This is a genomic window from Bdellovibrio sp. SKB1291214, from assembly GCF_002209355.2.
Classification (GTDB): domain Bacteria; phylum Bdellovibrionota; class Bdellovibrionia; order Bdellovibrionales; family Bdellovibrionaceae; genus Bdellovibrio.
The window spans coordinates 662,868-675,911 of sequence record NZ_CP106855.1; the positions used below are offsets into that span (position 1 = coordinate 662,868).

Below are 13,044 nucleotides of genomic sequence, written 5' to 3' on the forward strand. Positions count from 1 at the left end.
TCATGGAAAAAGAACAAGTTCGAAATGAATTAACTTCCAAGGTCATCGATATCATCTTTACAACGCTTAATTTGAAGCACATCGACAGATCGGGCGTGAATGAATCAACGGCAATCACTCAAGGTGGTTTGAATCTTGATTCCATTGATATTTTGGAACTGATCGTAAACTTTGAAACAAGCTTCGGCATTAAGTTGAACGAATCAGAATCTTATGCACAACACTTCCGCAACATTGGATCCATCGTCGAGTTTATTGAAAGCAAAAAAAGCAACTAATCATGAAATCCATCAAGGTTGTCGGATTAGGAGCAGCTTGTGCGAATGGAGTTACCAAAGAGGAAATCTTTGCCTCGATTCGTCAGGGCTCATCGGCAATTCTTGAATCTGGTTTGGCAGTGCTCTCAGAAAATCAATGGCAACAAATTTCCACAGACTGCCCCGAAGAGTTCCGTGACAGCCGCTGCTCTCTCTTAAACGTTCATAGCTTAAAGGCAGCTTTGAAAGAAGCTGGCTGGAGCCCAACAGAGCTTCACGAAACCGGTTTTATCTTTGCCTCCACCACCTCTCAAATAGACCAGTGGGAAAAGCATCTTCCTTTTTATAAAACATCGGGCTATGACCTTGAAAAAATTAAATCGAGTGTTGCGAACCAATCTCTTGGCACACCCGCTTTGAAATTGGCAAAGTTTTTTGGCATTAACGGGCCGGTTTCACTCATCACCTCATCGTGCACGGCTTCTTTACAGGCCATTACAATGGCCACGTTGTGGATTCGCACCGGGAAGGTCAAACGTTGCATTGTAGGCGCCACCGAAATTCAAAGCGACCTGACTCGTATAGGTTTTGGTTCTTTGCGACTGCTCTCTAAAGACAGTGCGAGACCTTTCGACAAAGCTCGTACCGGAATTAATCTGGGTGAAGGCAGCGCTTTCATGTGCCTTGAGGAGTCGACGCTCCGCCTGGAAAATCCCTGGGGCTTCATAACAGGAATTGGTCTTAGCACGGATGCTTACCACGCGACCTCTCCTCATCCTGAGGGATTGGGTTCCCAGCGAGCCATCGAAATGGCGTTAGATAACTCAAAGGTTTCTGCCGATGAAATTAAGTGGATTTACTCTCACGGGACGGGTTCGCCCGCCAATGACTTAGCAGAAGCAAAAGCAATTCATAAAATTTTCCCGCATCGCCCTTTTGTTACTTCCACAAAATCCAGTCACGGACACACTCTAGGCGCATCGGGCGCCTTGGAATCTGTTTTGGGTTTAATGGCAATGAAAGAACAAGTTATTCTTCCCACTGCGCATTGCGAGAATGTCGACGAAAATATTAATTTGGAAGTTCTGAAGGAAACCCTTTCACAAACTTACCGTCACTTTTTGAAAAACAGCTTGGGCTTTGGGGGCATCAATGCTTCTGTCGTATTTTCGGCGGAGGCTCAGTCATGAAGTTGATTGCGGAAAGCAGTTTACGTACACGTGACATTAGCATGGACTCACTGGATCCATCGTATCGTCGAGCGACCTTAAACATGGCTTTGACGACTTTAACTGCGGAAAAGGTGTTACAACAGCTGCCAGCGGGGATTTCCAAAGACCAAGTATCCTTTGTCGTGGCAACTCATTTTGGTGAAGTCAGTTCCACACTTGAGTTTTTAAATACTTACTATGAAACTCAGACACCACGTCCGATCCTTTTCCAAAACAGTCTGCATAATTCAACATTAGGTTTTGCTAGCATCCAGCTGGGAATGACCGGCCCCGGTATGACTATTAGCTGCGACAGCGAAACGGTCAAATCCGCGCACGAAGCAGGAAGACATCTTCTTACTCTGACACCCTACGTCCTTATTTCGATTGTCGATTGCGTTCCCGAAGAGCTCACAGGACACTATCTGGAAAAGTTCCCTTTTTTAGGAGAACACTTAAATCAAGCGACTAGTTATTTGTTTGCAAGGACGTAGATGTTTTTTTTCCGAAAAAGTCCTGTCATCGTCAGAAAAATTCATTCTGCCAAGAATGAGATCTACCTGACCTTTGATGATGGGCCTACCGAAGATCTCACGCCACAAGTTTTAGACCTTCTGAAGGAAATGAATGCGAAAGCCAATTTCTTTGTCATCGGTGACGAAGCCCGCAAGCATCCCGACATTTTAAAAAGGATAGTCCAAGAGGGACACGGCTTATTTAGTCATTCCTTGGATCATGCCTACCGAAACTATTTTAAGGGAACAGCTCAGGTAAAAAACTGGATCGAAAACTCTTTAGCGGATTTAAATCATCAATCCAAGCAACCTCAAAAAGCCTTTCGCCCGCCTGCTGGTATTTTGACACCTCCGCTGATAACTGCGGCTGAACAATTGCAATGTCCCCTTGTACTTTGGAGCCATCGCTTTTTTGACACAACCCATGCCTTCACGGAGGAAAAAGCACTCGCAAGTCTTAAGACGCTTCGAAGTGGTGACATCATTTTGCTACATGACCGACAAAAAACCGAACACCAAGAATTATTTTTGAAAACCCTGCGCAAGTATTTGCAAGAAACCCAAACCCAGGGATATCGTTGTGCTTGTTTGTCCGACTCGGTTTTGCAAGAAGAGGTTTTGTATGCAAGTCACTCCAGCAACGACGCCCGCAGCTAAGGAATTACTGCCTCAAGATGCCAAATTTATGGCGCAATTTATCGCCATGGCACCGTTCGTTTTTCAAACCGCTTTGTGCTTGCGAGACCTTGGCGTTCTAAATCTGCTGTGCGAAAACCTGCAAGGCATGACTTCCGAAGACATGTTGAAAAAAATGAATTTAAGCCGTTACAGCTTGAATGTTCTTTTAGATGCCGGTGAAAGCTGCGGTATCTTGAATGAAAATAATAAAACTTGGACGATCACTCAAACTGGTATTTTTTTGGAAAACGACGCCATCACACGGGTGAACATGAATTTTTCCCAGGACGTGTGCTATCAAGGTCTCTTTAATTTGAAAGAATCTCTTGAAACCAACACACCCGCTGGTTTGAAAGTTTTTGGGAACTGGGCCACTGTTTATGAGGGGCTTTCAAGCTTGCCACGGAAAGTTCAACAGAGCTGGTTTGAGTTTGACCACTTCTTTAGCAGCGATAGTTTTCCGCGCGCACTCCCGATCGTATTTAAAGATAAGCCCAAGAAGATTTTAGATGTGGGCGGTAATACCGGCAAATTCGCTGTGGCTTGCACGCAATATGATAGTGCTGTCAACGTGACGATCGCGGATCATCCTGGGCAAATTGAAATGGCTAAGGTGAATGCATCCAACAATAACGTTGCTGATCGCGTGCATTATCACGTCACCAATTTGTTAAAGCACGATCAAGAACTTCCACAGGGCCATGACACAATCTGGATGAGCCAGCTTTTAAGCTGCTTTTCTGATGAGGAGGTTGTGATGCTTCTAAGCAAAGCTCGAAAGGCTTTAGGCCCTAACGGCAGCCTGTACATCATGGAAACCTTCACCGATAATCAGAAATTCAACACGGCTCGCTTTTGCCTAGATATGACTTCCTTGTACTTTACAGCAATGGCCAACGGAAACAGCCGTATGTATCGCAGTGAAGAATTTTATAAATTGATCGCAAAGGCAGAGCTGAAAATCGTAGAGGAACATCCTTTCATTCGCCTCAATCACACGATCCTCAAATGCGTACCAGCGTAACGCGCGAAGTTATGTTGTTTATCTAAAGTCGTTATAATACGATTATTTTTCATTCGATTTTTGGAGTTTTGATTGAAGGTCTACGTTACCGGCACAGGAGTTATTTCCTCTCTGGGCAACAGTACAAAAGAAATGTTCAGTTCCTTACTTGAAGGAAAAAGTGCCGTACGTCCGATTCCTGCGTGGGATAACTTAAATGGGTTGAACTGCAGACTTGCAGCTCCCGCACTTCCCTATGACAACCGCACTCTTCCCCGCACCGTACGCAGAACCATGTCACCGATGTCCGAGATGACGGCGCTCGCAACTCAACAAGCTTTGACTGAAGCTGGCTTGAACGTTCAAGAAATGGATTTTTCAAAATCGCTTCTGTCTGTGGGATCTACAACTGGCAGCCCCATCGGCCTAGAAGAATACTTTCAAAAAATCTCTGAAAACAAGGGCGTGCAAGGTCAATCTGGCACGGCTTTCTTTAAAGTCATGAATCACTCTGTAGCTTCGAATGTTGCTGTGGCTTTAGGATTTAATGGTGCTGTGATTTCACCAAGCAGTGCCTGTGCCACTTCAGCCCAAGCGGTGATCTTGGGTTGGGAGCTCATCAAAGCCGGACTTTATGATATCGCTATCTGTGGCGGAGCGGATGAACTGCACTATTTGAGTGTGGCCGTTTTTGATTCTGTCTATGCAGCTTCGCGCGGTTATCACGATTCACCCTCTGCCACACCCCGGCCTTTTGATAAAAAACGGGACGGGCTGATTGTTTCTGAAGGCGCTTCGATTGTGATCCTTGAAAGCGAGAGAAGTGTTGCAAGGCGCGGTGCCAAGCCTTTGGCAGAATTTTTAGGCGGAGCTTATCGCTGTGAAAGTTCCCATATGAGCCAAAGCAATGAAGTTCAAATGCACCACGTAATGACAGCTGCCTTAGAACGATCTGGAATTACAAAAGACGACGTCGAGTATGTCAGCGCCCATGCGACAGGCACCATGCAAGGTGACGCCGCGGAGGCCATCGCTATAGGAAATCTTTTTGGCACACAAGTTCCGGTCAGCTCATTGAAAGGCCACTTTGGTCACTCAATGGCCGCTTGCGGTGTTGGCGAGTTGATAGCCAGCATGCAGATGATGAGAGAAGGAATTTTGATTGGAACTCGCAACTTGGAAGAGGTTGCTCCTGAATGCGCCACGGTCCTACACTTGCAGGAAAACCGCAAAGTGAATGCTGATATCGCTTTAAGCAATAACTTTGCTTTCGGTGGCATCAATACAAGTTTTGTTATTAAGAAAATTTAAACAGCACGGAGTGAGCAGTGAGCCATTACAACACTGAAGTCGTAAACATCGTAAATAATATCCTTCACGAAAAATTCGAAGTACCGAAAGACGCCTTAATTCCGACAGCACATCTTAAAGATGACTTACAGTTGGACAGCTTAGATTTCGTAGATATGTTCATCTTGCTTGAGCAAGAAACGGGAAAGAACCCACAGAATGTGGACTTTATGAAAATCAAAAATTTAGGTGATATCTATCAACTGGTCAGTGAACTTACAGTGGCTGAAACTGTAAATTAATCTCCGCCAAAGCTTTGTCACCCTCGCCGATCCAATTTACATTGAAGGTCGCGGCAAGGGTGCCGGCCTGATCTTTGATTTCTTTTTGAATTTTCAATAAGACTTTATCACCTGGCGCCACAGGATTTTTGATTCTAAAATTTGAGATGTTACTTAGCAGATTTTTTGACTGCTCCAGATCCTGAATAAAGTACTGACTGATATCGATCATCGCAACGGCTGGTAAAATAGGGAGTTGTGGGAAATGTCCCGCGAAATAGGACCAAGAAGGCGAAGGCTGAATTTCCACTTCCATCGCATCAGTGCTTTTTGAGCGAATCTTGTAAGTTCCTGAAAGTTCCTTGGCCAAATCAATCATAGGTGAGAAAATACACCCGGAGGAATCCCTGTGTACATCCAAAATTATTCTTGCACCACCGCAGCGGGATTTGGGACACGCGTCCTGATGTCTGCCCTGCATTCTGGAAAAGACTGCTCCCTTCCTGTGGAGTCCGGGGGCCGTGTTTGTTATCTAGAACAAAAACCTGAAAAAAATCAGACCTATAAAAATATCTTTGTAAATTCCTTTAAACAATTAGGACTGCCGTTGTTAGAGGGTCTTTCTAAAGAGGCCTATAGTGATCTTTCTAAAAGTCGCGTCGCTTTGATTTTTGCGTCGACCAAAGGATTTATCGAAGATTTCATCTGGAGCGCAACGAGCGAAAACATTCGTACTCATGCAGATCCGTTTACGGAGATATGCCAGGACTTCACTGAATCTGTGGGTGAAATCGAATGGACGTTTCACTGCAACGTAAGCAACGCCTGTGCCTCAAGCCATGTTGCATTGGAGTACGCCCAAGACCTGTTCGCAGCACAGCGAGCGGAATATGCTTTAATTATTGCCGGGGATTTGATCGGCCCTTTTATTTACAAAGGCTTTCAATCATTGAAAGTCATCTCACCATCTGGCAATCGGCCCTTTTCGGGCGATCGCGAGGGCCTGCAATTAGGCGAAGCTATGGCCCTGCTGCTGGTGTCTCGGGATCGCAAGTCGCCTCAGGACTTACAAATCACTGGAGTCGCAAGCGACACGGAAGGTTCCTCGATCACTCGTCCCTCATTGAATGGAGTGGGACTTTTGAGAGCGATCGAAAAAGTAAATTCACAATCGCCTCTTCATCCTGACCTAGTCATCGCTCACGGCACTGGAACAAAATTTAACGACTCGGCGGAAGAGCAAGCGCTTAGCAGATTTCTGACACCTCTCAATCAACTGAACACTCCCATCACCAATACCAAGTGGTGCATTGGACATACCTTGGGTGCCAGCGGTCTGATTGATGTCATTGCCGCCTGTGAAATTTTAAAGACTCAGAAAGCTTTTCGTATTCAAAACACGCAAAACAAGGAAAATGGATTTCAAGGAAATTATCTAACGGCGAGTAGCGATGTCGAACAGTATCGCAAATTCCGACAGATCCTAGTCACGTCCCTTGGCTTTGGTGGAATACACGCCGCATGTTCTATTAGCTCAGAGGAGATGATCAATGAAGCTCGCCGTTGATTTACAAAGAACCACTGAACCGGCCTGGAGCTCGAAGGTCGATCGCTGGTACCAGCTTGATGAAGTCGGATATGCTTTGTGCGAAGCCCTCTTTCAATGGGAACTTTTAAAAGATGAACCCCGGCCTGACGTCATTTTTCTGGCGTTGCCTGAGGCGTCGAATCTGGCCGACTTCGATTTCGTTTCGACCGGAGCTTCAAGTCCTGCAAAGTTCGTGTTCACTTTACCAAATATTTGCGCCTCCGTTATTTTTCAGATGCTGGGATTCAATGGTAAAGTTTATTGTCTGAACAAAGGGGATAGAACTATTGAGTTCGCTAAACAAGAAGCTCAAGAAATGAAAAAGGCTGGAAAAACCGCGTGGGTTTTTGCCAGCCCTGCTCAACTTTCTGACGGCCGTCGCGAAGTTGAATTCGCAGCGTATTAGAAGCTATATGCCAAGCCCAGACCTGGAGCCTTTGGATTGGGAATGAAGAAGGCTTTTACGTCGCTATCGACGGGAGTTGCACCCGTCCACGCGTCCACGATTTCCCAAACGTGGAAACCAATCCAAACACCGAAGCCGGCAAGAATCAAACCGTCGTTGTCACACTTCCACTTTTTTGAACCATTGGCTTGAACTTCATCATCACAACTCGCAGCGCCCGCGACAACCATGGCCAAACCAGCTGTCTCGGTTGCAGTGAAAATCCAACCCTTTTCAGCGTAACGCCCCTGAATACCGTGACCAATACCAAATCCCACAGCAGATGTCAAAACGCCGCCTGTGATGTATTTCCCCGTCTCCACGGGAACGCGCGTGGATGTTTTCGGAAATTCATCATCTGCATGAGCCCAAGAAAAAGACAGAGTCACACATATTGCAATCAAAATTTTAATGAGATTCAAGTAACACCTCGCTGTTTACTGACCACAATATAATTTGAGGCCAACCTGAGCAAGAAGCTTTTTGCCATTAAACACTTTCCCTTGGACCACTTTCAAAGGACCAAAATCATGAGTGCATGTAGTCTCAATACGAAGACTTTCCCCCAGGTTATGATCAGAATCAGCGAAATCAAATTGAGCATTTTTGACTTCTGCGATGAAAGTGACTTTGCCCCTATAGGCGGGTTCGATTCCTAAAATATCATTGGCAAGAACGCTAAAGCCGTAGGTCTGCGCGATCCATTCAATACAGGAACTTTCACGTACCTTACCGCCAGATAAATAACGTCCATGGGATTTCAAAGTCACCGTGCCCACGCCCTGACCTTTTTTAAAATCCGAAACGTGATCAATCCAAACAGCGCCCCCTTTGTGAGGCAAAAGATATTTCATATATTCAACGGGCATCGTTGCGCCCCATTTGCGATGACGAAGGACTTCTTTAATACCTTCCACACGATCGAACTTAAAATTGCTGTTCAATGGAATATCTGCAAATACGATGTTTTGTGATGAGGGCTTAATTCCCACCGCCTTAAACACCAGCTCAGAAATTTCTGCTTTCACCTTTTCAGAATCCACTGGCGACATTTGTACAATGAAACCTATATCTTCTCCTAAGCGTTCATCATACAAATTCACGGCCATGCATTTACAGGAAAAATGAGAGGAGATTTTTCCCTCTAAAACTTCCATGGCAAGTTTCAGGCCCCCACGATTGACGACTAGATCCGTACGTCCCGTAAATGTAAAGCGCACCTTTCCATGGGCCACCTCTTGTTTTAAAGAATCTTTTAGAAGAATTTTCTCGGAGTGTTTAAGTTCACCGTTTTCAAAAATCCCCGCGCAGGCATTGGAACCTTCAAAGTAAACGCCGTCCTCTTGCACTTTCACTTTGACACCTGAAAGTGCGTAACCGATGTCACCATCCTCTTGAGGTGGAATTCCCGGCGGTAAATGAGTTACGCCCGGTGAAGCCTCCGTTGCTCCGTAACCCACACTCGGCTGTTCTATCTTTAAAATCGAACGCATCTGTTCCCATAGTTCCTTAGTCGCCATCGCTCCACCGACAATGGAAGTGTAAGATGCTTTCGGGGTCAGGCTTTGCTTTTTTATGAATTGGATCAGATCAATGAAATGAGTCGGCGTACCTAAGGTTAAAGTGTTTGCATCGACGCACTCCATCCACGACTCGTGAGTGGCGCGCGAGTAACCACCTTCTGCAAAGATAATTTCCACATTATGCAAAACTGCCTGCATATAGCCTAAAACCAGTCCAAACGTGTGCGTGGGTTGTGGATAGGAAAAGATCTTTTGGATGCGGTTAACGTTATACAGTTCGCGAATGGCATTAAGGGAAGAAACCACATTTTCTTGAGAGTAAAACACAAGGCGATTCACCCCGGATGTCGTGCCAGAGGTGAACACTCCCAAAACAGCTTTCTCAAGAATACTTTTTTCGGAGGACTTAAGCTCCCGTGGATTTTGCTGAGCCGCTTTTTTTAGATCCTCCGGCCAATCTCCGTGCAACTCGTATTCGGAAAAGATTTGCAAGAACTGAAAGTCCCGATGGTAAGGAGGCACCAGAATAAGCAATTCACCGGCCTCCCAATACTTTTTTAGAAGCTTCGGTAATTCTTTATGATGGGTTCCGCGCCACAAATGAACCATTAATTCCTCAAGGCCTGTCGTTGCATCTCTTGCGTGAGATTAAATATTTCTTGTCCAAGGCTGCGATCGTAATTCACGAAAGCCACTTGGGAGCGAACCATGTGATAAACTTTCTGAGATTGTTCACCCTGCAGTTGAACGTCTTTCAAATCTAAAGCCTGAGCTAAGCACACCAACTGCATTGCTAAAATCTTATAAACACCTTCCAGCATATCCAAGCAGGTCATCGAAGCGCTCATACCTAAGGAAACCTTGTCCTGGTTATGAGACTCCGAGGAGCGCGAGAAAATACCACTAGGAATTGAGCGCTGAATCACTTCGCTGGTGATCGCACCAACGGTCTGATGGAGCCCCTTCAATCCGTGATGCATATGTTGCTCTCCTTGCGGAATTGATTTGATATCAATCAAATTCGCTGGCAAACCGCGGTTGAATTTCTCACTGACCAGCATCAACAACTGGCGATCCGCCAAATCCGCGATATGCGCCAAATTGATTTTTACAAAATCCATAGCCTGGCACAAATAACCGCCATAAAAGTTACCTCCCATTTCCAGGCCACCCTCGAAATTTACCACAGGGTTGTCTGTGACGGAGTTGATTTCATGTTCAAGACTTGACCAGGAATGTTTTAGATTTTCCCTTATAGGCCCCAGAATTTGCGGGACACAGCGCATGGAGTATGGATCTTGAACGAACTCGGAGGTTTTATTTTTTACAACAGAGACCTCTTGGCCTCGAGCGGGATTGTAATTTTCCGCATCTAATAGCACGCGGATATTTTTTGCACTTTCGCCTTGGCCTGGATTGGTCTTGGCCACTTCGTTAATAAATGCCCCAAATGCTTCCTTGCGCCCGCCCAGCAGCAAGCACTGCCAAGCAGCCGCGACTTCACACAGCTCAACAACAAAGTCCGTCAGCTTTAAGTTATAAAGCACCATGCCTGCCATCGTGGAAGTTCCATTTACGATCGCAAGGCCTTCTTTAGGTTTTAATTTGTAAGGAGTGATATTGAGTTTTTTTAAAACATCTGCAGCCGATTTTTTTTCGCCTTTATAAAAGACCTCGCCAAGGCCTTGAACTGTTTGTCCAAGGTACGCCAGAGGCACCAGATCCCCGCTCGCTCCTAAAGAACCTTCGCAAGGAACCACGGGCAAGATATCATTTTCTAAAAGCAGGCACATTCTTGCAATCAGCTCAGGACTGACAGCGGAGACCCCTTGAGCCAAAGAATTCAAACGAACCAAAAACATCGCCCGCGAAGCTTCAGTGGGAATCGTGCGACCTTGTCCGCAGCTCAGATAGTTGATTAGATTTTTTTGCAATTGATCGGCATGATCTGGCTCAACATAACTAGTAGCATTGTCGCCAAAGCCCGTGGTCACGCCGTAAATGGGAGTGCCTTTGTCGATCCAAGACTTCAAAGACTTAAACGAATATTCAATTTTCTTTTGCAAATTTTCGTCGACTGAAACTTCATTGAAAAGTTCGCGTTGAAAAACGAAATCGGATAAGTCTTTAACTGTAAGATGCCCTTGCAGCACCAAATTCTTTGCCATTCCCAAAAACCCCGCAAACGAAAACTATAGCTCGGGGTTCTGAGGGGTTGCACCGTTTTTTACTGACACGGCTGATCAGTTTTTTTAACGAATCACCAGGTGATTTTTTAGCTGATTGTGTCCACCGTCGGTATGCGGGAAATGCTCCCCCAAATGCTTACCACAGGACTTGATCGCCTCTGTGAGCCCCGCAGCCCATTGACCCTTATTCAAATGCTCACCCAGCTGACTTAAGACTTTATTCCACGTTTCCGGTGGAAGCTTACCATTGATGCCTTCGTCTGCTAAAATAACGGCTTTGCGCTCCATCACCGAAACGAATATCAAAATCCCAGTGCCATGATTCGTGCGATGGATTTTATTCAGGAAAAACTCCAGTTGGGCCCGTTGGTGAACCTGATCAACCTCGTCGCGCTCTGGAACAAAAATCTTTTGAATAAAAGGCAGTTTTGCCAAGCCAAATGACGCATAGTAAATTCCCAGTACTAGGAAGGGCCAAATATAAACCCAGGGTGTGACCCATAGCAAATCCGCAAATGGCAGCTCTGCAATAACCAAAATCAAAAGCAGGAGCAATGTCAATGTCATCGGAACGTGACCAACGGACGAAGAACTTTTTACGATCACGGGAACGATTTCACCGTCAGTATGCTCTTCAACGTCCTGCACGACCGTTGAGATCTCAGTGATTTCTTTTTCAGAAAGATATTTATTAATCCATGCCATTCGGAAAATTCTCCACACATCTGCGCGCTAGCATGCGCACTACCAAGAACCGGATGAGCCACCACCGCTGAAACCACCGCCACCGCCGGACCAACCGCCGCCGCCGCCTCCCCAGCCACCACCACCGAAGGTGCCACCACCAAAGCCGCCACCTCGTAAGTAACGGCCGCGACCGCCACCAAAACGACCTAGGATGGAAATGATGATCAGGAGAAGGATGATAACGCCAATGGGAATACCACCACCCTTATCGTCGGAACGATCGGCCGTAGATATTCCCTGTTCGTCGGCGAACTCTTTGTCTGCCAAGGTCATGATCTGACCAACACCCGCATAGATTCCGTCAGCAAAACGCTGCTTACGGAAGTACGGAGTTACAACGTCAGCGATGATCCGCTTCGCATAGACATCGGGAATTGCTCCCTCAAGGCCTTGCCCGACTTCAATACGCATACGACGGTCTTGGATCGCTATCAAAAACAACACTCCATTGTCTTTTTTAGCGTCGCCCAACTTCCACTGATCTGTGATCTTGATGGATGCTTGCTCGATCGGCTCGCCTTCCAAAGAATTGACGATAAGAATTTGGATCTGTGCTTTGCCGCGTTTGTTAAAATCAAACAACAGCTGCGTCAAATCCTGTCGCATGGAGCGCGGGATAACTCCGACTTGATCCATCACCGGTCCCTCTAAGGCAGGAACCTTAAACTCTGCGCGGGCCTGAAGACCCGCGACAAGTAGTATGGGAAGCAAGAGCAAAGAAATAAATCGCATTAGAATTTAACTTCTGGCGCTTTCTCTGCCGTTGCTTTCTCTTCAGCGCCCATATCCCATTGAGGCATTTTTTCGAAATGGTACATGACCGAGTTTGTCCAGCTTGTTGGCGGAACAGTCACCAAGTTGTTAAATTGGTTGATCGATTCGATATAACGTTGACGAGCAATCGTAATACGATTTTCAGTACCTTCAAGTTGTGCTTGAAGATCGCGGAAATTTTGGTCCGCTTTAAGATTCGGATAATTTTCAGTTACTACCATCAATCGACCCAAAGCTTGTGAAAGACCGCTTTGCGCTTTCTGGTACTCAGCCAATTGTTGGGGTGTGACTTTCGATGGATCGATTTGCATTGAAGTCGCTTTAGCACGCGCCTCCACCACTTGAGTCAAAGTTGTTTCCTCGTGTTTTGCATAACCTTTCACAACGTTCACAAGATTGGGAATCAAGTCAGCTCGACGTTTGTATTGATTTGATACTTCTGCAAGCGACGCTTCAGTCGCATTTTTTGATTGAGGAATGCTTTGAATTCCGCAACCGGCTAAAAAAGGCAATACAAGGGCCATCAGAACTACTTTAGACATA

The 13,044-nt window shown here is 45.9% G+C and carries 16 protein-coding genes; 9 read left to right on the forward strand and 7 right to left on the reverse strand.

Annotated elements, in window-relative coordinates; genetic code table 11:
- Positions 1 to 2: 2 nt before the first annotated feature.
- The 7 genes from B9G69_RS03340 to B9G69_RS03370 all read left to right on the forward strand — a co-directional run bounded on the left by B9G69_RS03340 (position 3) and on the right by B9G69_RS03370 (position 5,256).
- Entirely contained in the window at positions 3 to 278 is a 276-nt protein-coding gene (locus B9G69_RS03340) for an acyl carrier protein (protein ID WP_141096985.1), read from the forward strand.
- A 2-nt stretch (positions 279 to 280) separates the two neighbouring features.
- Positions 281 to 1,447 carry a beta-ketoacyl-[acyl-carrier-protein] synthase family protein gene (locus tag B9G69_RS03345; protein WP_088616930.1) on the forward strand — a complete coding sequence of 389 codons (1,167 nt, stop codon included), beginning with the start codon at positions 281 to 283 and terminating at the stop codon, positions 1,445 to 1,447.
- Complete coding sequence (locus B9G69_RS03350) at positions 1,444 to 1,962, forward strand: beta-ketoacyl synthase chain length factor (RefSeq protein WP_088616929.1); 519 nt, start codon at positions 1,444 to 1,446, stop codon at positions 1,960 to 1,962. The genes B9G69_RS03345 and B9G69_RS03350 overlap by 4 nt, the downstream gene beginning before the upstream one ends.
- Positions 1,963 to 2,640 carry a polysaccharide deacetylase family protein gene (locus tag B9G69_RS03355; RefSeq protein ID WP_088616928.1) on the forward strand — a complete coding sequence of 226 codons (678 nt, stop codon included), beginning with the start codon at positions 1,963 to 1,965 and terminating at the stop codon, positions 2,638 to 2,640.
- The gene (locus B9G69_RS03360; protein WP_088616927.1) at positions 2,606 to 3,685 is read left to right on the forward strand and encodes a methyltransferase; all 1,080 of its coding nucleotides are present in this window, start codon (positions 2,606 to 2,608) and stop codon (positions 3,683 to 3,685) included. The genes B9G69_RS03355 and B9G69_RS03360 overlap by 35 nt, the downstream gene beginning before the upstream one ends.
- 72 nt (positions 3,686 to 3,757) lie before the next feature.
- Positions 3,758 to 4,975, forward strand: coding sequence for a beta-ketoacyl-[acyl-carrier-protein] synthase family protein (locus B9G69_RS03365; RefSeq protein ID WP_265437949.1), 1,218 nt, complete (start codon positions 3,758 to 3,760; stop codon positions 4,973 to 4,975).
- 17 nt (positions 4,976 to 4,992) lie between these two features.
- A complete protein-coding gene (locus B9G69_RS03370; RefSeq protein ID WP_088616915.1) occupies positions 4,993 to 5,256 on the forward strand; it encodes a phosphopantetheine-binding protein in 264 nt (87 codons plus the stop codon).
- On the opposite strand, the gene B9G69_RS03375 is transcribed toward B9G69_RS03370, so the two are convergent.
- The gene (locus B9G69_RS03375) at positions 5,231 to 5,614 is read right to left on the reverse strand and encodes a hypothetical protein (protein ID WP_176401014.1); all 384 of its coding nucleotides are present in this window, start codon (positions 5,612 to 5,614) and stop codon (positions 5,231 to 5,233) included. The two genes, B9G69_RS03370 and B9G69_RS03375, sit on opposite strands and share 26 nt — an antisense overlap.
- Before the next feature lie 30 nt (positions 5,615 to 5,644).
- Here B9G69_RS03375 and B9G69_RS03380 point away from each other — a divergent pair, with 30 nt between their 5' ends.
- The gene (locus B9G69_RS03380; RefSeq protein ID WP_176401013.1) at positions 5,645 to 6,802 is read left to right on the forward strand and encodes a beta-ketoacyl synthase N-terminal-like domain-containing protein; all 1,158 of its coding nucleotides are present in this window, start codon (positions 5,645 to 5,647) and stop codon (positions 6,800 to 6,802) included.
- Positions 6,786 to 7,229: a hypothetical protein gene (locus B9G69_RS03385; RefSeq protein WP_088616912.1), complete on the forward strand. Its 444-nt coding sequence runs from the start codon at positions 6,786 to 6,788 to the stop codon at positions 7,227 to 7,229. The genes B9G69_RS03380 and B9G69_RS03385 overlap by 17 nt, the downstream gene beginning before the upstream one ends.
- Here B9G69_RS03385 and B9G69_RS03390 read toward each other — a convergent pair.
- The 6 genes from B9G69_RS03390 to B9G69_RS03415 all read right to left on the reverse strand — a co-directional run bounded on the left by B9G69_RS03390 (position 7,226) and on the right by B9G69_RS03415 (position 13,043).
- Positions 7,226 to 7,690, reverse strand: coding sequence for a hypothetical protein (locus B9G69_RS03390; protein ID WP_088616911.1), 465 nt, complete (start codon positions 7,688 to 7,690; stop codon positions 7,226 to 7,228). The two genes, B9G69_RS03385 and B9G69_RS03390, sit on opposite strands and share 4 nt — an antisense overlap.
- A gap of 15 nt (positions 7,691 to 7,705) precedes the next feature.
- Positions 7,706 to 9,400 (reverse strand): class I adenylate-forming enzyme family protein, encoded by a 1,695-nt coding sequence (locus B9G69_RS03395; protein WP_088616910.1) that lies wholly within the window; start codon positions 9,398 to 9,400, stop codon positions 7,706 to 7,708.
- Entirely contained in the window at positions 9,400 to 10,959 is a 1,560-nt protein-coding gene (locus B9G69_RS03400) for an HAL/PAL/TAL family ammonia-lyase (RefSeq protein WP_088616909.1), read from the reverse strand. Before B9G69_RS03400 ends, B9G69_RS03395 begins: the two co-directional genes overlap by 1 nt.
- An 84-nt stretch (positions 10,960 to 11,043) precedes the next feature.
- The gene (locus tag B9G69_RS03405) at positions 11,044 to 11,685 is read right to left on the reverse strand and encodes a TPM domain-containing protein (protein ID WP_088616908.1); all 642 of its coding nucleotides are present in this window, start codon (positions 11,683 to 11,685) and stop codon (positions 11,044 to 11,046) included.
- A gap of 39 nt (positions 11,686 to 11,724) precedes the next feature.
- Positions 11,725 to 12,459 carry a TPM domain-containing protein gene (locus tag B9G69_RS03410; RefSeq protein ID WP_265437950.1) on the reverse strand — a complete coding sequence of 245 codons (735 nt, stop codon included), beginning with the start codon at positions 12,457 to 12,459 and terminating at the stop codon, positions 11,725 to 11,727.
- Positions 12,459 to 13,043 (reverse strand): LemA family protein, encoded by a 585-nt coding sequence (locus B9G69_RS03415; RefSeq protein ID WP_088617295.1) that lies wholly within the window; start codon positions 13,041 to 13,043, stop codon positions 12,459 to 12,461. Before B9G69_RS03415 ends, B9G69_RS03410 begins: the two co-directional genes overlap by 1 nt.
- Position 13,044: the final 1 nt, after the last annotated feature.